We start from the raw sequence: 19,716 nt of genomic DNA on the forward strand, positions 1-19,716 counted from the left end.
TTTAATTCCCTTTTGATTTGTATCTAAGAAAAATTCCTTTTTTATCATTTATTAAAAAAGAATTCTCACTAGCTTCGTTAAGTTGAGTTAATGAGAATGTCTCACCATCGCTTGTCTGTGTATATGCCATTTCACAGTTTTCCTTAGCACCAAGAAGTTGTCTTTGTAATAACTGTTGCTGTGCTTTTTCTGTTGATATTGCTGAGTTAGAAATTAACTCAACTATTTCGCCGTCTGTGAATGATTGAGCCTCAACTAAAATAATATCATCATTTCTAAGAGGCATGAATTGGTTATTAGCAGAATTTATATTTACCTTCATTGGTAGGTATATAATTGGTTTTTCAGAAGATTTATCTGGTAGTAATTCCTTGATAACTTCTATTGCATAAAAAATACTGGCTTTACTATTTTGTATAGCAGAAGTGCCTTTTTCACCATTTCCTTGAAACTCAGCAAATGAGCTCTCTTCAGGTTTATAGTTTTTAAAGAATTTATATGCTTTTTTCGAATCGTTATTAACATTTTCTCCGATAGTCACTCTACCATTTATATAGAAATTATGAAAAGACTTGTATTTAGGATATTCAGGAGCTAGGTTGTTATAGTCTTTTATTTTGTAGGTTACTAAATTATTGTGTGTTAGATTAAGAGTTTTTGTGAAGGCTATTTTCTCATATACATCAGCCTCAGAGGTGCTCTTGTAGTGAAGCTTATTTATGTTTTTATAGAGTTGTTGAGTGCTATATTTACTTCTAGTGAATGATAACTCTCTTTCATATATGAATAAATTTTTTATATTTGTTGCTCCTAGTAGGTAATCTTTATCATTTTCTAGTTTGGATAGGGTGATCTCACTATCTATAAAGGGAAGAATATTTCTCGAGGTTAAAAGTATTTCGAATTCCGAAGTCTCAACCTCTTTTTTTTCATCATCCTGATTCTGCAAATATTCAATAGTACTGAGGTTATCTTTATATATAGATGAAAAAGGTTTTATTGAGCCTTTAGAATTTTTTCGCTCTTCTTTTCTCTTATTGCTGATAGTTACATCTGGAGAAATATCATTTTCTTTAACGTAGAAGTTTGGTTTGTTAGAGATTAGATGTTGTTTTTTTAGGCAACTTATATCATAGGGAGATAACTTATCCTTCAAGTTATCATCAGAGTTTGCAATATTGTTTTGTAGGGAACTGTCTACTTTATCAAAGATATAGTAGGTCACTTTACCATTTTTCTTGTTGCAGAAATATTTTAGGTAGCTTTTATTTTGTTGGAGTTGCTCAATAAAAAAATCATAGAAACTTCTATTTATAGTTGAAATAAATGTTTGAGGTATTCGAGTTTTTAGGTTATTACTTTTATTAGTGTCTAAAGAAAATAAACTGTCAAAGAAAAAATTATCTTTAAGAATGTCGTCCAAACTTTTATTGATGTCAATATAAGATGGTTTGTGTTCCATCCAAAGTGCTTTGAGAGGGTCATGGAATTTTATTTTAAATTCTTTTAAACCAGATGAAACACTTTCAGCATAAGAGTATATGCTATATTCGAATTTTTCTTCAGTATCTACATAGTTTGTAGTAGATCCAATAGTTATAAAACGAGTTGATCGTGTGTGATGTTCTTTTTTAGAATCTTTCTTATAAAAATTAAAATCATCATTTATTTGGATATCTATCAGTATAGGTTGATTTGGAGTCAGTAGAAAATCAAAGTCTTTGTGATTGTTTATATATGCCAAATTAAAAGTTAATTCCCCACTAATCCCATAAATATTTTCACATATTTCTAAATTTTTAATATGCGAGTTCTTAATTGTTAGAGAGTTCTGTTTGAAGTATTGCTTATTGTTTGTAGATACAAAGTTGATATTCTCTATTTCAAAGCCTTGATTAATAGGCTTTATATTTATCGTGAGTTCTTGTTTTTGCAGTACTGGGTTGTATCCAATATATTTAGCAAGAATGTTCTTGAGTTTATTAAACTCGTTCAAAGTAGATTTATCTAGCGAGCTAGATCTTTGTATTGAGTTATCGATAACGTTTAGTAATTTATCTATTTTTCTTATGTAATCGTAAGGAAGTTCTAAAATTAGTTTTGATTTGCATGAATTTTCTAAGTCTAAAATAGCCAGTTCTAGACTCTGATTATCTTTATTGTTTGTAGAGAAATATTCAATAAATTGATTTATGATGTTTTTAAGTTTAGTGATTTTACAGTATTGTTGATACTTTTTATAATCAAGCCTGGATATTAGATTATTATCATATAATGTTTTAGTTGTTTTTAGTTGCGTGCTAACTAGGTTTATGTTCTCTATATTATGTCCAACTATAAAATAATTGATCTCACAAGCAAGTTTAGCAGAATAAGAAGTTACACCTTTATTTGTAACATCAGAAGCTAATTGACCAACTACAGTATCAATATTAGAGTCTGTTATATTGCTAATATTTATCATTGCTAACTTAAGTGATTTAAATCTAGTTAAAAAGCATTGTACATAAGCAAATATCTCTAAGCTATATGTTTACAGCTTATATTTTACTAATTTTAATATGTTTTTATGAGTTTGAAAACTAGTGGATGGACAGGGAATTTGGTTGTAAAGATCTAAATTTGAGTGGTATTTACGAGTTATTTGGCTAGATGTTAAAAAAACTTTAATTTTTTTGAAGAAAGTGGTTGCATTTTGGAAGAGTGATGCGTATTATATGTCTTCACCGGCTGACGAGTGATGTTAACGGTTGGGAGCTAAGGCTTCTAAGATATTTAAGAGATATATTATATACAAACACTTTGTTAAAGAATTTGAGTATCAGTAGTTAGAGTCAGAATTTGAGAATTAAACTGAAGAGTTTGATCCTGGCTCAGATTGAACGCTGGTGGCATGCTTAACACATGCAAGTCGAACGGTAACAGGAGAAGCTTGCTTCTTGCTGACGAGTGGCGGACGGGTGAGTAACGCGTAGGAATCTGCCCATCTGTGGGGGATACCAGTTGGAAACGACTGTTAATACCGCATAATATCTGCGGATTAAAGGTGGCCTTTGTGCTGCCGCAGATGGATGAGCCTGCGTTGGATTAGCTTGTTGGTGGGGTAAAGGCCTACCAAGGCTACGATCCATAGCTGATTTGAGAGGATGATCAGCCACATTGGGACTGAGACACGGCCCAAACTCCTACGGGAGGCAGCAGTGGGGAATATTGGACAATGGGCGAAAGCCTGATCCAGCAATGCCATGTGTGTGAAGAAGGCTCTAGGGTTGTAAAGCACTTTAGTTGGGGAGGAAAGCTTATGAGTTAATAGCTCATAAGAAGGACGTTACCCAAAGAATAAGGACCGGCTAACTCCGTGCCAGCAGCCGCGGTAATACGGGGGGTCCGAGCGTTAATCGGAATTACTGGGCGTAAAGGGTCTGTAGGTGGTTTGTTAAGTCAGATGTGAAAGCCCAGGGCTCAACCTTGGAACTGCATTTGATACTGGCAAACTAGAGTATGGTAGAGGAATGGGGAATTTCTGGTGTAGCGGTGAAATGCGTAGAGATCAGAAGGAACACCAATGGCGAAGGCAACATTCTGGACCGATACTGACACTGAGGGACGAAAGCGTGGGGATCAAACAGGATTAGATACCCTGGTAGTCCACGCTGTAAACGATGAGTACTAGCTGTTGGATTCGGTGTAAAGGATCTAGTGGCGCAGCTAACGCGTTAAGTACTCCGCCTGGGGACTACGGCCGCAAGGCTAAAACTCAAAGGAATTGACGGGGACCCGCACAAGCGGTGGAGCATGTGGTTTAATTCGATGCAACGCGAAGAACCTTACCTGGTCTTGACATCCTGCGAACTTTCTAGAGATAGATTGGTGCCTTCGGGAACGCAGTGACAGGTGCTGCACGGCTGTCGTCAGCTCGTGTTGTGAAATGTTGGGTTAAGTCCCGCAACGAGCGCAACCCCTATTGATAGTTACCATCATTAAGTTGGGTACTCTATTGAGACTGCCGCTGACAAGGCGGAGGAAGGTGGGGACGACGTCAAGTCATCATGGCCCTTACGACCAGGGCTACACACGTGCTACAATGGGTATTACAGAGGGCTGCGAAGGTGCGAGCTGGAGCGAAACTCAGAAAGGTACTCTTAGTCCGGATTGCAGTCTGCAACTCGACTGCATGAAGTCGGAATCGCTAGTAATCGCAGGTCAGAATACTGCGGTGAATACGTTCCCGGGTCTTGTACACACCGCCCGTCACACCATGGGAGTGGGTTGCTCCAGAAGTAGATAGCTTAACGAATGGGCGTTTACCACGGAGTGATTCATGACTGGGGTGAAGTCGTAACAAGGTAGCCGTAGGGGAACCTGCGGCTGGATCACCTCCTTAACGGAAATACGAAAAAAATAGAAATAAGCTCTAATTACATATTCAAGTGATTTAGCATAGTGTTTGTAGATAATATATTTTAGTGTAAATAGAATACGGGTCTGTAGCTCAGTTGGTTAGAGCGCACCCCTGATAAGGGTGAGGTCGGTAGTTCGAGTCTACTCAGACCCACCAGTTTTTTTGGGGCCATAGCTCAGCTGGGAGAGCACCTGCTTTGCACGCAGGGGGTCAGCGGTTCGATCCCGCTTGGCTCCACCATATTTATTTACATGAAGATAGAGATATTTAACAATTTAGTATAGAAATAGACTTAAGAAAATAAGTGCAAGCGGTGGATGCCTTGGCATTCAGAGGCGATGAAGGACGTGATAATCTGCGATAAGCTTCGGTTAGTTGGTAAATAAACTTTGATCCGGAGATTTCCGAATGGGGGAACCCACCTAACACAAGTTAGGTACTCACTTGACATAGAGTGTAGAGCGAACGAGGGGAACTGAAACATCTAAGTACCCTTAGGAAAAGAAATCAATTGAGATTCCCATAGTAGCGGCGAGCGAAGTGGGAAGAGCCTGGTATGATTTAGCTGTAATTATAGTAGAACAAGTTGGGAAGCTTGACGATAGAGGGTGATAGTCCCGTATACGAAATAATCATAGTGGAACTAAGCATACGAACAAGTAGGACGGGGCACGTGGAACCTTGTCTGAATATGGGGGGACCATCCTCCAAGGCTAAATACTCCTGAATGACCGATAGTGAACTAGTACCGTGAGGGAAAGGTGAAAAGAACCCTTATAAAGGGAGTGAAATAGAATCTGAAACCGCTTGCATACAAGCAGTAGGAGCATGATTTAGTCATGTGACTGCGTACCTTTTGTATAATGGGTCAGCGAGTTACTTTTAGTAGCGAGGATAACTGAATAAGGGATCCGTAGCGAAAGCGAGTCTTAATAGGGCGAATAGTTGCTAGGAGTAGACCCGAAACCGGCGCGATCTATCCATGGCCAGGTTGAAGGTTGGGTAATACCAACTGGAGGACCGAACCCAATACTGTTGCAAAAGTATGGGATGAGCTGTGGATCGGAGTGAAAGGCTAATCAAGCACGGAGATAGCTGGTTCTCCCCGAAAACTATTTAGGTAGTGCCTCGTGTATAACTCATTGGGGTAAAGCACTGTTTCGACGATGGGGGTTTTACGACCTTACTGACTCGATGCAAACTCAGAATACGATGAAGTTCAATCACGGGAGACACACTGCGGGTGCTAAGGTCCGTAGTGGAAAGGGAAACAGCCCAGACCGCCAACTAAGGTCCCCAAGTCATAGCTAAGTGGGAAACGAAGTGGGAAGGCCCAGACAGCCAGGAGGTTGGCTTAGAAGCAGCCACCCTTTAAAGAAAGCGTAATAGCTCACTGGTCGAGTCGGCCTGCACGTAAGATTTAACGGGGCTAAGCTATGCACCGAAGTTGCGGAATATATTTAGTATATTGGTAGGGGAGCGTTCTGTAAGCCGATGAAGGTGAATTGAGAAGTTTGCTGGAGGTATCAGAAGTGCGAATGCTGACATGAGTAACGTAAAATAAGTGAGATTCTTATTGGCCGAAAACCCAAGGTTTCCTACGCAATGTTAATCAACGTAGGGTAAGCCGGCCCCTAAGGCGTAGCTGAAGAGTGAAGTCGATGGGAAACAGGTTAATATTCCTGTGCCGCTTATATAAACGAAGGAGGGACGGAGAAGGTTAGGTAGGCCTGGCGAATGGTTGTCCAGGTGAAAGTATGTAGGTAGAGGTGCTAGGCAAATCCGGCATCTTGTTGATCTGAGATACGAGACGAAGTCAAACTTGTTTGACGAAGCTATTGATACCATGCTTCCAGGAAAAGCTTCTAAGTATATTGTATAAGTGACCGTACTGTAAACCGACACTGGTGGGTAGGTAGAGAATACTAAGGCTATGAGATAACTCTGGTGAAGGAACTAGGCAAAATGACACCGTAACTTTGGAAGAAGGTGTGCCCTTGATGGTGATGAGACTTGCTCTCTGAGCTGTTGGGGGTTGCAGATACCAGGTGGCTGCGACTGTTTATCAAAAACACAGCACTCTGCTAAATCGTAAGATGAAGTATAGGGTGTGACGCCTGCCCGGTGCTGGAAGGTTAATTGAAGGGGTTAGCGCAAGCGAAGCTCTGGATCGAAGCCCCAGTAAACGGCGGCCGTAACTATAACGGTCCTAAGGTAGCGAAATTCCTTGTCGGGTAAGTTCCGACCTGCACGAATGGCGTAACGACGGCCACACTGTCTCCACCAGAGACTCAGTGAAATTGAAATCGCTGTGAAGATGCAGTGTACCCGCGGTTAGACGGAAAGACCCCGTGAACCTTTACTACAGCTTTGCACTGGACTTTGAATATTTATGTGTAGGATAGGTGGGAGACTTTGAAGCAGTCACGCTAGTGATTGTGGAGTCGTCCTTGAAATACCACCCTTGAATATTTGAAGTTCTAACTCAGGAGAGATTCGAGGACAGTGTATGGTGGGTAGTTTGACTGGGGCGGTCTCCTCCTAAAGAGTAACGGAGGAGTACGAAGGTGCACTCGGTACGGTCGGAAATCGTGCCAAGAGTATAAAGGCAAAAGTGCGCTTGACTGCGAGAGTGACGGCTCGAGCAGGTACGAAAGTAGGTCTTAGTGATCCGGTGGTCCTGTATGGAAAGGCCATCGCTCAACGGATAAAAGGTACTCCGGGGATAACAGGCTGATTCCTCCCAAGAGTTCATATCGACGGAGGAGTTTGGCACCTCGATGTCGGCTCATCACATCCTGGGGCTGAAGCAGGTCCCAAGGGTATGGCTGTTCGCCATTTAAAGTGGTACGCGAGCTGGGTTCAGAACGTCGTGAGACAGTTCGGTCCCTATCTGCCGTGGGCGTTAGAGATTTGAGAAGAGTTGCTCCTAGTACGAGAGGACCGGAGTGAACGAACCACTGGTGTTCCGGTTGTTTCGCCAGAAGCATTGCCGGGTAGCTACGTTCGGAAGGGATAACCGCTGAAAGCATCTAAGCGGGAAGCCTCCTTCAAGATTAGATCTCTCTGATGTAAATCAGTAAGGAACGTTGGAGACTACGACGTTGATAGGCTGGGTGTGGAAGTACAGCAATGTATGAAGCTTACCAGTACTAATGATCCGAGAGACTTAAGTCTATTTCTATGCTGAATTGTTAAATATCTTTATAAGATATATTATCCAAAACACAGTTTTGGCGATAATAGCTTGTAGGAACCACCTGATCCCATTCCGAACTCAGAAGTGAAACTACAAAACGCCGATGATAGTTTGGCTCCGGCCAGGTGAAAGTAGGTAATCGCCATCTTATTCAAATATCAAAGACTTATCGTGATAAGCAATACAAAAATCCTCATAGTAATATGGGGCTTTGTGTTTTTATAACTACCAAATTTAAATTATCCTTATCAATTAGTTTATATACAAAATGATATTAACTAATAATTATGATTAACTACCTTATTACTATACATTTCAAAAGAATCATCATCAGCCTTAGTTTGTTGTTGTTTATTGATCAAAGATTGTGTTTCTATTTCAGCATTAGTTAATTCTTTAGATATTGATTGTAGTATCTGGTTGTTGGATGTTTCTTTATTAATAGGTGATGCACATAGGTAGGCAGAATATGATATCAATAATATGTACATTAATAGCTTCGACTTCATATCTTAAGCTCCTTATAATACTTTGCTATAAACAGTATCAGATATTACATCTATTAATTATATATTATTTTATTGCTAATAAAGAAATATCTTATTAGGATAAATCATGTAGCATTATTTAGAGTTTATGCGAGAATGTATTTTGTTGGATTATCTGGGCATTCATGTATACCACATTCAATAAAAGTTGAAGCAATATTAGCAAAAATAGCAATTATGAAAATGACAAATATAATATGACTTAATGTTCGGATTTTATTATTTTTTGCATCTGCTATTTCATTAGGATCTTTATTAATTTTATATTGATTAGGATAAGACATAACTACAGAAATATAAATGATAGCAATCATGCATATTATGAATACCCATGTATACATGTGTAGTCCAAAAACTGTTGAACCAAAGCCAACTGGATCTGAAACATGAAGAGCAATTTGACGTAATGAAATAAATGCTGTTAATACAGAAGCTAGTAGCGATAGCGCATAATGGCTAGGTCTGATATGATAATGCATATTCAATAAAAATCCGAATCCTATTGCTAGTAGTCCTAATCTTTGCAAAAGGCATAATGGGCAAGGGATTTCTCCCATTACAAACTGAAAGTAGAATGCAGAAATAATTGTAACTGTAATACCTGCAAGTTCTATAGCACTTAGGAGTTTTACTAAATCTTCTTTAAAATATTTTTTCATATTTGCTCTCCTTATCTATAGATAAATTGACAAATGATCACTAGCATGATGAAGAAATACTAGTGATGTTACGATTAGAAAAATACAAAATGCTATAAGTCCCCATCGTCTATTAAACCAAGCGAATATGACTGATAAAAAGAGCAGTATGAAACTTATTAATATACCTGGCATATGAAACACTCCTATATATTGATACATCAATTTAATAATAGCAGTATTTGAATATCATTTCATTTTATATTTTCTAAGACTAGTCGAAACTATATTTCATACCATTATCCAAAATCATAATTAAGATGTTGTAGCTTTTGTCTTTAGGAAGCTTTTCAATTAGCTTTTTGGCTATAAAATAATTTGCACCACTACTGTGTCCAGCGTAAATACTTTGCTCTTGGGCTAGTTCGTTACATCCTTGTATAGCTTGTTTATCTGTGAATTGAATTATTTCATTAATGTATGATAAGTCCATAGACTTACAAAATACGGGATTGCCTGGACCCTCAACTTTATAACTGTATATATTTTGCTCTATTGGTTTGCCATGATAAAAAATATCGTAATAAACAGATCCTTTAGGATCTGGCATAAGAATTTTAGTTTCTGGGAATATCTCTTTTATTTTTTTAGCACAACCAGTAATAGTTCCACCAGATCCTCCAACTGTTATAAAAAAGTCTATATTTTTTGAGTGAGTTAAAAAATAGTTGACTATTTCTTGTCCTGTAGTTTTGTAATGACACTCTGTATTTAGTAGGTTGTCATATTGATTAATTAACACCCCATCTAAATCTTTTGCTAAGTGCTTAGCTTTATTTACATAAAAATCAGCATCTGTGTGATTGGCAGTATTTTTGCATATTGTTAAATTTGCTCCAAAACTTTTGATCATTTCTCTTTTTATTCTTCCAGTTTTTTCTGGACACGTAATATATACGGGATGATTATATAATTTTCCAATTGCAGCTAGCGAAGTTCCCATATTTCCAGAACTTGCTTCAATAATTGCTTGTTCAGGATTTATTTTTTTATTTTTGATTAAATTATCTAATATATATTTTGCAACTCGATCTTTTATACTTCCTGTAGGGTTAAGCCATTCGCACTTGGCATATAAGTTATGAGCATTGTCGGTTTTTAGTTTGATAATAGGAGTTTTGCCTATTAGAGAGATCATGATATTTTTACTATATTTTAAATTAGGTAATTTTAGCAAAATGTTTGCTGTAGAATCTTTTAATTATCTGTAATGAGTATAATAATGAGTTGCTTTTGTGATATTGTGAGACTCATAAAGTGATATATGATTACGCTTGATACCAACAGAGTAAGATCTTAACTTTGTTGGATTAGCATTAGCAAAAGTAGTAGTTATAACTGATATCAAAATTAATAGAAGTATTTTTTTCATCATTTGCTCCTTTATGGTTTTATTATAATCTAGTTAATATTTAGTCTATATGTAGTAGTGGTGATATGTCTCTAGCAAAAGCTACATAGCAGTTATGCATAAATGAACATAGTCACTAAAACTTATATTGATTTTGGATAGTTGAGAAATTACTGATCAAAAGCATTAAAGCTTAGGCCTAAGTTTTACTTATCTTTAGGAGTTAGTTTGCTAGTTACATCTCCAGTTAAAGATTTATCCATAACTGATATGCTTTTAATTGGTTGTCCCTCACTTAAATTAGTCTCATTAAGGTTAACAGAAACTCTATTACCAACTAATGTATCAGAAATATAGATAGTATTCTGAGATAAGGATGTTACTGACTTCCATTGTGTTGGCCATTTATCTTCTAAACTTGGGTTATTAAAACTCTCATTTCTGTAGCCTTTGATAAATGGAACAGATACAGAGTCAGCTGCTGCAAACATGTAATTGACAGCTTGATCAGCAGAGTCTGCATCTGGTAAATTTTCATTTATAAAACTACCCCTTACAAATCTATATCCAGAGTTGGCACCACCTGGTAGTTTATCTATATTATAGAATCCCAAATCTTTGGCTTGTTTTAAAATTTTAAGTTGCTTATCATAGCTAGGTTCATTACTAAGATTTTTTACACCTCTATGTATAGTTAACTTTCCATTAATATATTCAATAAGCGCACTATCTCCAGTTTTATCTTCTACTAGATAATGAACTGGTAAATAACTATCTTTACCATTAATTTTTACTGGCGGATTGTATATTTGATATTTATCTAAGTTTTCTAGAACTTCTTGAACTGTAGAATAGTTTCCTAGTACATATCTAACCCAATCAACGCCATTGATTCCTGGTTTGCTTAGATCTCTTTTAGGTTGAACAGTATCCCCTAAATAAAGCAGGTGGGCAGCTAGGCCTTTTTCATTTACACCTTCACCTGTTAAATTTTCTAAATTAGTTTCATCAATTGATACATAACCATATTTATCAGTCCAGTTAAGAGGGTTTTTATTTAGACCACCACTTTCTTTTGTTCCTCTAGGATATACAGTTAAGTTTGGTTTTAAGTCAATAAAGATATCCATAGTTCTAGTAGTATAAACTCCAATATTTTTTCCAAAATCATGATTGATTTCAGAGCAAGCCATAGCTGGTATTGATGCTGCTAATATTGCGCTACTTAAAATAATTTTTGATAGTGTTTTTTTCATTATTTATTTCCTTATTTGTTATTTAAAAAGCTAAAGTTAATTTATCAGCTTACATGGCTATTATATTTGTAGTAGTATTAATTTGTCTGTAGCAAAAAATGCATAACAGCTATGCGCAAATGAGGTTAGTGATGAATTTTGATGATATTTTTATTTTTATTAAGCTTATCAATATAGGTACATTTACAGAATTAGCTAAACATTTAAATATTTCTCAAAGTACAGTTTCCCGTCGAATTCAAAGCTTAGAAGAATCTATAAATATGAAATTGATTAAGCGTAACTCAAGAGGCTTAATAGAAATGACTGAAGATGGAGAGTCATTCTATAAAAACTTTAAAGATATTGAGCAAGAAGCAAGTACAATATTTCAGCAGCTAATGAATAAATCTAAAGAAATAACGGGAACTTTAAAGGTAGGTATACCAAAACTTTTTCTTGATAACATACTAGCTGATAGGTTGGATTTATTTTATGCTAGATATCCTAATGTCCGATTAGTATTTAGTTATACTGCAGGAGTAGTAGATCTGGTTAAGGATGACATGGATGTGGCAATTACTATTAAAAAACCTTTAGTTACAAACTGCACTATAAAAACGTTAGTAAGAGCTAAAAATAAACTTTACGCTAGTGAAGAGTATATTCAAAAATATGGACAACCAAAATCTCTGAAAGATTTAGAAAATCATGATGCTGTTGGGTTCTTAAGTCATGATAAATATCAGACTAGTCTGATAGGTCTTTTAGAGAGAGATGACTCTAAAGAAGAGGTTAATATTAACCCAAATCTATTTTTTAATAATTTTATATGTGATATTAATTTAGCAACTAAGTGTAATAAGATTGTTAATACTTTGGATATTTTTGCTAATAGTAGATTAGATATATTACCAGTGCTTAATGATTATTATTTTGGCGAAACTAACTTTTATTTGGTAAGAGCAACTGGAGTTAGAAATAATCTTGAGCAAGAGTTTGTTAAATTTGTTAATGTTTGTTTACAGGATTATTAAATGAATAAAGTATTAGTAGTTTTTGTTATATTGATTATTAGTGCAGATTTGTATGCGATAGTAGCTGGTAATTCATTAAATATAACTAGCAGTAAAGTTAAAACAGTAGAGGTTGATAAGAATATTAACAAACCTTTTAATAGTCGTCAGTTAGAAGATGATATAACTATGGTTAAAGCTAATTATAAGTAAAAAAGAAGTTTTTTATACTATTTTCCAATACAAAAGCTTGAGAAAATCTCTCCTAATAGGTCATCAGAGCTGAACTCTCCTGTGATTGAGTTAAGATGCTCTTGAACTATTAATAATTCTTCTGCTAAGAGTTCTCCATTCCCAAGTTCTAATTGTTCTCTAGCAAGTTTGATATGTTCAAAAGCATTATTTATAGCTGTAACATGTCTCTCACGAGCTGTATAAACACTCTCATTTTGAGTTGTATAACCAACTTTGGCAAGAATATGATCTTTTAGCTTATCAATACCTATGTTGTTACCTGCGGATATATAAATATGATTATTATGATTCATAGGCGCTTCTTCAAGAAGGTCTATCTTATTGTGAACATAAGTAATATCTATATCTTTAGGTATTTGATTATAAAATTCAGGTATTATATCCTTTATATCACTAAATTTAACCTGGCTATTTGTATAGTCATCAGTTACAAATAATATTTGATCTGCCTCTTGAATCTTTTTGATTGCTCTTTTGATTCCTTCGCTTTCGATAACATCATCACTGCTACGTAATCCAGCAGTATCGATAATATGCATTGGAACACCATTTATTTGAATATGCTCCTTTACAATATCTCGAGTTGTACCTGCTATTGATGTTACAATGGCAGACTCTTTACCAGCTAGAGCATTTAAAAGACTAGATTTACCGGCATTAGGCTTACCGACCAGTATTAGTGTTACGCCTTCAACAAGGATCGCTCCTTGTTTACAACTATTCTTAACATCAAGTATAGTTTTATATATTTCTTGTAAACTGGTATGAACCTTTTGATCTTCTAAAAAGTTGATTTCCTCTTCTGGAAAGTCAATAGATGCCTCAACATACATTCGTAGATAGATAAGTTTTTCTAAAAGACTATTAATCTCTCTAGAAAAATCTCCTTGAAGAGACTTTGCTGCTGATTTTGCAGCTATTTCTGAAGATGCATTAATAATATCAGCTACAGCTTCAGCTTGAGCTAAATCAAGCTTATTATTAAGAAATGCTCTTTCTGTAAACTCTCCAGCATTTGCCATTCTAGCGCCACATTCTAGGGTGGCTTTGATTATTAAGTTAAGTATAAAAGGATTGCCATGTGCTTGTATTTCAACAACATCTTCACCAGTATATGAATTAGGAGAATTGAAAAATATTACAATACCATGATCAACTATTTCATTTGCATTATAAATATTACAGAATGTGGCATATCTAGATTTGAGACGTTTTTTTGTGAGCTTTTCGGCTATTGATAAAGCATTTACGCCAGAGATACGTATTATACCTATACCACCATTACCTTGGGGGGTTGCAACTGCAACTATAGTATCTTTAGTATACATATTTATTTTATTTTGTAGTTTGAGTTAATATCAGTATCATCTTCTTCTTGATCTATCACACGACCTTTTTTATTTGTATATTGCTTAAAAAAATCGGGATTTTCTTTAATTATTTTCCTACGTATAAAAAATGAGAAAATCATAAAAAAAATAATTAGAAAAACAAATAAAGGAGCAAAAATAATGAATGATATAACTGCTACTGCAATAAGACCTAGAGAGGTTAAAATTTGTTTTACATTGTTGTTCATTGCTTTGCTTTATAGTATTTAGCTTGTATAATATGAATACAAGTATATCACTTAGGTGGTTATTAAAACAGAGCTCCATATAATTCTGTGGGCGTGTTATTCAAAATCTGGAGGTTTATATGAATATTCAAATTACTGGTAGACATGTTGAAGTTACTGACCCAATCAAAAGTTATGTTAATGAGAAAATTGGTAAGGTAGGACATTATTTTGACAACATCACTTCAACAAAAGTAATTTTAGATGTTGAAAAAGATCATCAAGTGGCAGAAGCTATAGTTACAGTTCCAGGTAGTGAATTTGTGGCAAAGGCGGAGGATAAAGATTTATATGCAGCTATTGATATGCTTGAAGATAAGTTGGCTCGTCAGATAAAAAAACATAAAAATAAATTGAGAGATAACCACGCGACTGGTCATTCTGAATAAGTATCTTGTTATATTTTTCTATATAAAATTCATGAACTTAAAAGCCCTAATAAGTAAAAAAGATATAATTTTAAATTTAAATATTGAGTCAAAAAAGCGCTTAATTGAGTTTTTAGCAAATCGAGTATCTGATAGTTATCCAGATATAAGTGAAGATATCGTTCTAAAAAACATCTATAAGCGTGAGAGAATAGGTAATACATATATTGGCAAGAATATTTATATTCCTCATTGTAGGGTTGAAAACCTTATGACTACTAGAATAATGATAGTTACATTGAAAAATAGTTATTATGATAATTCCATAGACGATGATATTAAAATAGCTATTGGTGTTTTCTTTCCAGATAAGATATCAGATATTCATATGGAATTATTAAAGCAGTTAGCCCTTTATCTGAAAGAGGATCGAACCCAGCAATATTTTCAGCAAGCTGAAAGTTCTGATGATTTGTATAATTTAATTATTAATACTAACAATGACTAATTTATCTAATAATATACGCATAGTTCTAGTTGAACCATCTCATAGTGGCAATGTAGGCTCTACTGCTAGAGCAATGCTGAATATGGGATTAACAAATTTGTGGCTAGTCAATCCTAAAAAAGGCATAGATGACGAAGCCATAGCATTATCATGTCATGCTACAGAAGTTGTGAAAAATGCTAGGATTGTACCTAATCTTCAAGAAGCGCTTGACGATATAGATTATGTAGTAGGGACTAGTGCAAGAGTGCGTAGAGTATCTCTGCCTATAGAGCCTATATATAAAGTTGCTACAAACATACTTAATAAAATCCAAAAATCTGATGAAAAGATAGCCATATTATTTGGCAGAGAAAGAACGGGACTTTTAAACGAAGAGCTTTTGATGAGTAATGTGCATGCGTATATTCCGTCAAATGAAGGATATACATCTCTTAATCTAGCCCAAGCTGTACAACTAGTAGCTTATGAGATTTATAAGCAAGCTGTAGAGATTAGTGACTTAAAAGAAGTTCCTGAATATACTCATTTGCATAAAAAAGCTTCTGTCAAAGAGCTACAAGGGTTATATCAACATTTTGAAGATAGTATGCTTCAATCTGGATTTTTGGATAAAGATAAACCTGGTCATGTAATGGATAAGGTGCGTAGACTTTTTCAAAGATCTGAATTAGAGAGTCAAGAGGTTAATATCTTGAGAGGCTTTTTAACATCACTAGATAATTTGGATAAATTAAAATGATTATACTTGGTATAGATGAAGCAGGGCGTGGACCACTATCAGGACCTGTAGTTGCTGCTGGAGTAATACTAGATCCTGAAAAAACTATTGATGGTCTTACAGACTCTAAAAAATTAACAGAAAAAAAACGTCAATCACTATATGAACTAATAATTGCTCATGCAAAAGCATATACAATAGTTGAAGTTTCACCTCAGCAAATTGATGAATTAAATATCCTTCAAGCAACGCTCAAAGCGATGAATCAAGTTGCAGATAATTTAAAAGGACAATTTGACAAAGTGCTGGTCGATGGTAATAAATTACCAAACTGGGATTATAATTCAGAAGCTATTGTGAAAGGTGATTCAAAAATTCAAGAAATATCTGCAGCTTCGATATTAGCAAAAGTACATAGAGATAATATTTGTCTCGAGCATGATAGATTATTTCCACAATATGGTTTTGCTAAGCATAAAGGTTATCCAACAAAAGAGCATCTTGAAAATATAAGAAAATATGGTGTATTAGATATCCATAGAAAAAGCTATAAACCAATTCAACTATTGTTATAAATGAATAACTCTGAAAACTACTACACTGCAGGAAAGAGTTTAGGGCTTTTTGCACTTACAGCTACTCTTGTAATGACGGAGTTAAATGTATCAACTCTAATAGGTTTCTCGAGCTTGGGGTATTTATATGGATTCTCAGCACTATCTCTAGGAATTGTGTTTTTAGTTGGATTATTATTTTATTCTTTTAGTGTCGCTAAAAAGTGGAAAAACTTTGATGCAATTAGTGTGTCTGAATTTTTTTCTCAACGTTATAATCCAGTATTTGGATTAGTAGTAGCATTATGTTTATTAACTGCGATGGCGGGGTTTGGAGCTAACTTTATATACTCTACTACAATTTATCTACAAGAGATTTTTCCTGCTTATAATCATTGGTTAATAAGTGGGGTTGCTTGTAGTTTAATGTTGTTATTTACCATAAGAGATGGGCTACTGATGATAGTAAAAATAGATAAATTGAGCTTTTTATTATCTATAGTTCTATTTATATATTTAGGGTATTCAGCATATAATGCTGATGCTTCTGCACTTGGATATATTAATAATGCACAAATACCAACTTTATCAGTTTCTTTTTCTATATCTTTAGCAATTCTTACAGCATTTACTTACATACTTTCACCATGGTATGGACAAAAAATATTTGCTGCAAAATCTAAGAAAGTAGCTTTTTATGCTGTCCTGATTACATCATTTATTGTAAGTTTGATTTATCTGATAGCTGTCTATACTACAGCTAAATATGCAGGTGTGATTAGCTCTACAAATCCTGATAAAGCTTTTGTGTATATTGTGCGAAATCTCTTCAGTAAACCTATGTTAGTTATATTTTATCTTATGATGTTTATGATAGCTTTGACAACTATAGCAGCATTATGGAATACTATGGCATCAATGTGTTCTGTACATTTTCAAGATAATAAAAGCGAGCACAAAAATATCATTACAGTAATTATTATTGCAATTTTTAGCTACATACTTGCTAATACTTTTATAGACCAAGTTCTTGATAAAATGTTACTTTTTAATATTCCTATAGCTGCCTTAGCATTTAGTTTGCTATATGGGTTTTATGGTAACAAGACTAATTTATTAGGAGCTATTCTAAGTACTGTAATAGGTGTGATAAGTGCTTTATGTTGCTATTTGATTTTTAATCAAGATGATTTTGTTTTCTATTGGGCAAGTGTGTGTATACCTTTAAGTTTTATGATTGGGTATTTGCCTGTGGTATTAGGATATTTTAAAAAATTATAGTCTATCGTTTCTGAGTTTTTTTAAGTAATATGAATTCAGCAAGTATTCCAAGGCCTATACCAATTAGCGTGTCAAAAATTCGTGCTATAGTAAATCTGATTACTGTCATATCTGATTTGAGAAAATAAAATAATGCAATTAACCAAATCGTTGCAAAAACAATACCAAGTCCATAATTATGATTAATCATAAAATATGTAAGAAAAATGAAGATAAAACAGGAGTATATTGCTAATGGATATTTATCAAAAATAAAGTGTGATAATACAATACCTATAACGGCACCAATAAGAGTACCAATTAATCGATGCAGAGATGTTTTTATCGATATTATATAATTTCCTGTAGATACTATAACTATAGAATAGCAAATCCAAGCTGGATTAGTTATATGTATAAATCTAGCAGTTATATAAACAGAGACTATAAGGATGGTAATGATAATAGCTTGTTTAAAAACAAATGAGTCATTATTAATAGTCGGAGTTTTGATATCAACACTTGGCATAATTATTGTAAATAATGAGGTTGATATGTAGCCCATTAATAATCCAGTTAGACAGTAATTAAGAGAAGGTAATAGAGTATTCTCAGATAGAATTGGATCAAGATAGAAAAAAAGTAGTACATATACTATCAAGAATATAATTAAAATACGCCCACCATTGAAATATCGTTGTGAACATAGACAATAAAAAACTAAAATTCCACGAGCTAGTTCTTGCAGTATTGGCGAACTTATCAAACTGACAAAAGATGCTAGAAGCATCATTATTAGAACTAGAATTATATTTGTGGTTAGGCTTTTGATTTGTTCAAGTTTAGTATTTCCAAAGCGATAAAAAGGTAGAAATATCCCAAAAACAAAAGCCCAAATCATAGGTAGCATTTGATGATTGTAAAGGTAGGATGAGCTTAAGCTAGAAAAAAATACAGAAGCTGTAATCGTCGAAGCAAAAATATAATTATTTTTATCTGTGAAAATATTTTTTGTCATATAAATTAAATTTTGATGGCTGCAATTTTTTCTATGAAGTTAGTTATATCAGCTCTAATTCCAGATACTCCGATAATTTTATCCTTATCATAGATAGGTTGTCTTAATATAAAATATGCTCTTGTAACGCCTTTTTTATCAGTGAAAATATCAATAGGATTAATGTCTTTACCAGCAATTATATCTTGATCTTTTTTTCGATATATAGCCCCAATTTCAGCCCCAAAAATTTCTGAGTCATCGAATCCTATAAAATCTTCTGGAGTTAAATCTGCTAATGCGGCTGCTTGATGATTTATATAGATATATTTTCCAGCAATATCTTTTATGAAAAAAGGTGATTTTTGTTGCATGATAGCTTTTTCAAGTAGGATTTGTGTATGATTTAATGTGATCATGTTTCAAGACTAGTTAGATAATTACGGATGAAATATTATCATTAGTTGAAATATAACGCAATGCTTCATATTATTGTAAATAAAAAAATATATAGCTTTTATGTTACTAGATAAATTTACAAATTTGAGTCAACAATGGAGAAGAATTAATGCCTTATGGTATAAAATATTCATGAATTATTTGGAGCAAAGAAATTTTACCTACACAGAGTCTATTATTTTACTAGCTACTTTATCACTTAATAAACCTTCAAAGTCGGATATTTCTAATTATATGAGATGTGAGCCTCAGAGTATTACTAGAGCGATTAACAGCCTGCTATCTAAAAAGTTATTGAAGCGATATGTTGATACAAAAGATAAAAGAGTTGTGCGTTTTGAATTAACAGAACTAGGAAAAGAGTTTTCGGTTAAGACTCAAGATTTTATAAACATAAATTGGCAAAAGTCTTTGAGACATCTCGATAATAAAGATTTAAATATCTTTACTAAGCAACTAGATGAGATGATTATTAATCTAGAAAGTTTAACAAATGTTGATAAAACCGAAAAAGAATCTAAATAATC

General features: G+C 34.3%; 19 protein-coding genes, 2 tRNA genes and 3 rRNA genes. 13 read left to right on the top strand and 11 right to left on the bottom strand.

Annotation, left to right across the window (positions count from 1 at the left end):
• Window position 1 precedes the first annotated feature (1 nt).
• Complete coding sequence (locus F7308_RS05050; RefSeq protein ID WP_013922779.1) at window positions 2-2,464, bottom strand: hypothetical protein; 2,463 nt, start codon at window positions 2,462-2,464, stop codon at window positions 2-4.
• Window positions 2,465-2,850: 386 nt separating this feature from the next.
• On the opposite strand from F7308_RS05050, the gene F7308_RS05055 reads away from it, so the two are divergent.
• The 5 genes from F7308_RS05055 (at window position 2,851) to rrf (ending at window position 7,749) form a co-directional block, all read left to right on the top strand.
• Window positions 2,851-4,384, top strand: a 16S ribosomal RNA gene (locus F7308_RS05055).
• 97 nt (window positions 4,385-4,481) lie between these two features.
• A tRNA-Ile gene (locus F7308_RS05060) sits at window positions 4,482-4,558 on the top strand.
• Window positions 4,559-4,566: 8 nt separating this feature from the next.
• Window positions 4,567-4,642 (top strand) — tRNA-Ala (locus F7308_RS05065).
• Between the two features lie 50 nt (window positions 4,643-4,692).
• Window positions 4,693-7,579 (top strand): 23S ribosomal RNA (locus F7308_RS05070).
• Window positions 7,580-7,634: 55 nt separating this feature from the next.
• Window positions 7,635-7,749: ribosomal RNA gene (rrf, locus tag F7308_RS05075) — 5S ribosomal RNA — on the top strand.
• Together the 16S, 23S and 5S rRNA genes with 2 tRNA genes alongside form the textbook arrangement of a ribosomal RNA operon.
• Window positions 7,750-7,879: 130 nt before the next feature.
• Here the strand turns inward: rrf and F7308_RS05080 are convergent.
• The 6 genes from F7308_RS05080 to F7308_RS05095 all read right to left on the bottom strand — a co-directional run bounded on the left by F7308_RS05080 (window position 7,880) and on the right by F7308_RS05095 (window position 11,454).
• Window positions 7,880-8,110: a hypothetical protein gene (locus F7308_RS05080; RefSeq protein WP_013922780.1), complete on the bottom strand. Its 231-nt coding sequence runs from the start codon at window positions 8,108-8,110 to the stop codon at window positions 7,880-7,882.
• Window positions 8,111-8,235: 125 nt separating this feature from the next.
• Window positions 8,236-8,808 (bottom strand): disulfide bond formation protein B, encoded by a 573-nt coding sequence (locus tag F7308_RS05085; protein WP_013922781.1) that lies wholly within the window; start codon window positions 8,806-8,808, stop codon window positions 8,236-8,238.
• A gap of 15 nt (window positions 8,809-8,823) precedes the next feature.
• A complete protein-coding gene (locus F7308_RS10290) occupies window positions 8,824-9,009 on the bottom strand; it encodes a DUF5993 family protein (RefSeq protein WP_306669292.1) in 186 nt (61 codons plus the stop codon).
• 52 nt (window positions 9,010-9,061) lie between these two features.
• Window positions 9,062-9,985: a PLP-dependent cysteine synthase family protein gene (locus F7308_RS05090; RefSeq protein ID WP_013922782.1), complete on the bottom strand. Its 924-nt coding sequence runs from the start codon at window positions 9,983-9,985 to the stop codon at window positions 9,062-9,064.
• Between the two features lie 63 nt (window positions 9,986-10,048).
• Window positions 10,049-10,219 carry a hypothetical protein gene (locus F7308_RS10190; RefSeq protein ID WP_013922783.1) on the bottom strand — a complete coding sequence of 57 codons (171 nt, stop codon included), beginning with the start codon at window positions 10,217-10,219 and terminating at the stop codon, window positions 10,049-10,051.
• Window positions 10,220-10,404: 185 nt separating this feature from the next.
• Window positions 10,405-11,454 carry a linear amide C-N hydrolase gene (locus tag F7308_RS05095; protein WP_013922784.1) on the bottom strand — a complete coding sequence of 350 codons (1,050 nt, stop codon included), beginning with the start codon at window positions 11,452-11,454 and terminating at the stop codon, window positions 10,405-10,407.
• A gap of 131 nt (window positions 11,455-11,585) precedes the next feature.
• On the opposite strand from F7308_RS05095, the gene F7308_RS05100 reads away from it, so the two are divergent.
• Both F7308_RS05100 and F7308_RS05105 read left to right on the top strand, forming a co-directional pair.
• Complete coding sequence (locus F7308_RS05100; protein WP_013922785.1) at window positions 11,586-12,470, top strand: LysR family transcriptional regulator; 885 nt, start codon at window positions 11,586-11,588, stop codon at window positions 12,468-12,470.
• Window positions 12,471-12,662, top strand: a complete 192-nt coding sequence (locus tag F7308_RS05105) for a hypothetical protein (protein WP_013922786.1) — start codon at window positions 12,471-12,473, stop codon at window positions 12,660-12,662. It abuts the gene before it with no gap.
• 17 nt (window positions 12,663-12,679) lie between these two features.
• Here F7308_RS05105 and mnmE read toward each other — a convergent pair whose 3' ends face one another.
• Both mnmE and F7308_RS05115 read right to left on the bottom strand, forming a co-directional pair.
• Entirely contained in the window at window positions 12,680-14,032 is a 1,353-nt protein-coding gene (mnmE, locus tag F7308_RS05110; RefSeq protein WP_013922787.1) for a tRNA uridine-5-carboxymethylaminomethyl(34) synthesis GTPase MnmE, read from the bottom strand.
• 2 nt (window positions 14,033-14,034) lie between these two features.
• Window positions 14,035-14,283, bottom strand: a complete 249-nt coding sequence (locus F7308_RS05115; protein WP_013922788.1) for a hypothetical protein — start codon at window positions 14,281-14,283, stop codon at window positions 14,035-14,037.
• A gap of 119 nt (window positions 14,284-14,402) precedes the next feature.
• Between F7308_RS05115 and hpf the strand changes: the two genes are divergently transcribed.
• The 5 genes from hpf to F7308_RS05140 are packed head-to-tail and all read left to right on the top strand — an operon-like array spanning window position 14,403 to window position 17,754.
• A complete protein-coding gene (gene hpf, locus F7308_RS05120; protein WP_013922789.1) occupies window positions 14,403-14,711 on the top strand; it encodes a ribosome hibernation-promoting factor, HPF/YfiA family in 309 nt (102 codons plus the stop codon).
• A 31-nt stretch (window positions 14,712-14,742) separates the two neighbouring features.
• The gene (locus tag F7308_RS05125; RefSeq protein ID WP_013922790.1) at window positions 14,743-15,198 is read left to right on the top strand and encodes a PTS sugar transporter subunit IIA; all 456 of its coding nucleotides are present in this window, start codon (window positions 14,743-14,745) and stop codon (window positions 15,196-15,198) included.
• On the top strand, window positions 15,191-15,940 hold the full coding sequence (locus F7308_RS05130) for an RNA methyltransferase (protein ID WP_013922791.1): 750 nt from the start codon (window positions 15,191-15,193) through the stop codon (window positions 15,938-15,940). The genes F7308_RS05125 and F7308_RS05130 overlap by 8 nt, the downstream gene beginning before the upstream one ends.
• The gene (gene rnhB, locus F7308_RS05135; RefSeq protein WP_013922792.1) at window positions 15,937-16,494 is read left to right on the top strand and encodes a ribonuclease HII; all 558 of its coding nucleotides are present in this window, start codon (window positions 15,937-15,939) and stop codon (window positions 16,492-16,494) included. The genes F7308_RS05130 and rnhB overlap by 4 nt, the downstream gene beginning before the upstream one ends.
• A complete protein-coding gene (locus F7308_RS05140) occupies window positions 16,495-17,754 on the top strand; it encodes a sodium:solute symporter family transporter (RefSeq protein ID WP_013922793.1) in 1,260 nt (419 codons plus the stop codon). It abuts the gene before it with no gap.
• Window position 17,755: 1 nt separating this feature from the next.
• Here the strand turns inward: F7308_RS05140 and F7308_RS05145 are convergent, their stop codons facing one another.
• Both F7308_RS05145 and F7308_RS05150 read right to left on the bottom strand, forming a co-directional pair.
• Window positions 17,756-18,751: an FUSC family protein gene (locus F7308_RS05145; RefSeq protein WP_013922794.1), complete on the bottom strand. Its 996-nt coding sequence runs from the start codon at window positions 18,749-18,751 to the stop codon at window positions 17,756-17,758.
• 5 nt (window positions 18,752-18,756) lie between these two features.
• The gene (locus tag F7308_RS05150) at window positions 18,757-19,149 is read right to left on the bottom strand and encodes a PAS domain-containing protein (protein ID WP_013922795.1); all 393 of its coding nucleotides are present in this window, start codon (window positions 19,147-19,149) and stop codon (window positions 18,757-18,759) included.
• A gap of 100 nt (window positions 19,150-19,249) precedes the next feature.
• Between F7308_RS05150 and F7308_RS05155 the strand changes: the two genes are divergently transcribed.
• A complete protein-coding gene (locus F7308_RS05155; protein WP_232215336.1) occupies window positions 19,250-19,714 on the top strand; it encodes a MarR family winged helix-turn-helix transcriptional regulator in 465 nt (154 codons plus the stop codon).
• Window positions 19,715-19,716: the final 2 nt, after the last annotated feature.

Source organism: Francisella salina, assembly GCF_000219045.1.
GTDB lineage: Bacteria > Pseudomonadota > Gammaproteobacteria > Francisellales > Francisellaceae > Francisella > Francisella salimarina.

Excerpts from the sequence above, each read along its gene's own strand:
- F7308_RS05100 (WP_013922785.1), top strand. The coding sequence starts at position 11,586 with ATGAATTTTGATGATATTTTTATTTTTATTAAGCTTATCAATATAGGT.
- F7308_RS05050 (WP_013922779.1), bottom strand. The coding sequence starts at position 2,464 with ATGATAAATATTAGCAATATAACAGACTCTAATATTGATACTGTAGTT.
- mnmE (WP_013922787.1), bottom strand. The coding sequence starts at position 14,032 with ATGTATACTAAAGATACTATAGTTGCAGTTGCAACCCCCCAAGGTAAT.
- F7308_RS05125 (WP_013922790.1), top strand. The coding sequence starts at position 14,743 with ATGAACTTAAAAGCCCTAATAAGTAAAAAAGATATAATTTTAAATTTA.
- F7308_RS05115 (WP_013922788.1), bottom strand. The coding sequence starts at position 14,283 with ATGAACAACAATGTAAAACAAATTTTAACCTCTCTAGGTCTTATTGCA.
- F7308_RS05080 (WP_013922780.1), bottom strand. The coding sequence starts at position 8,110 with ATGAAGTCGAAGCTATTAATGTACATATTATTGATATCATATTCTGCC.
- F7308_RS10190 (WP_013922783.1), bottom strand. The coding sequence starts at position 10,219 with ATGAAAAAAATACTTCTATTAATTTTGATATCAGTTATAACTACTACT.
- F7308_RS05095 (WP_013922784.1), bottom strand. The coding sequence starts at position 11,454 with ATGAAAAAAACACTATCAAAAATTATTTTAAGTAGCGCAATATTAGCA.
- F7308_RS05140 (WP_013922793.1), top strand. The coding sequence starts at position 16,495 with ATGAATAACTCTGAAAACTACTACACTGCAGGAAAGAGTTTAGGGCTT.
- F7308_RS05155 (WP_232215336.1), top strand. The coding sequence starts at position 19,250 with ATGTTACTAGATAAATTTACAAATTTGAGTCAACAATGGAGAAGAATT.
- hpf (WP_013922789.1), top strand. The coding sequence starts at position 14,403 with ATGAATATTCAAATTACTGGTAGACATGTTGAAGTTACTGACCCAATC.
- F7308_RS05090 (WP_013922782.1), bottom strand. The coding sequence starts at position 9,985 with ATGATCTCTCTAATAGGCAAAACTCCTATTATCAAACTAAAAACCGAC.
- F7308_RS05150 (WP_013922795.1), bottom strand. The coding sequence starts at position 19,149 with ATGATCACATTAAATCATACACAAATCCTACTTGAAAAAGCTATCATG.
- F7308_RS05145 (WP_013922794.1), bottom strand. The coding sequence starts at position 18,751 with ATGACAAAAAATATTTTCACAGATAAAAATAATTATATTTTTGCTTCG.
- rnhB (WP_013922792.1), top strand. The coding sequence starts at position 15,937 with ATGATTATACTTGGTATAGATGAAGCAGGGCGTGGACCACTATCAGGA.
- F7308_RS10290 (WP_306669292.1), bottom strand. The coding sequence starts at position 9,009 with ATGTATCAATATATAGGAGTGTTTCATATGCCAGGTATATTAATAAGT.
- F7308_RS05105 (WP_013922786.1), top strand. The coding sequence starts at position 12,471 with ATGAATAAAGTATTAGTAGTTTTTGTTATATTGATTATTAGTGCAGAT.
- F7308_RS05130 (WP_013922791.1), top strand. The coding sequence starts at position 15,191 with ATGACTAATTTATCTAATAATATACGCATAGTTCTAGTTGAACCATCT.
- F7308_RS05085 (WP_013922781.1), bottom strand. The coding sequence starts at position 8,808 with ATGAAAAAATATTTTAAAGAAGATTTAGTAAAACTCCTAAGTGCTATA.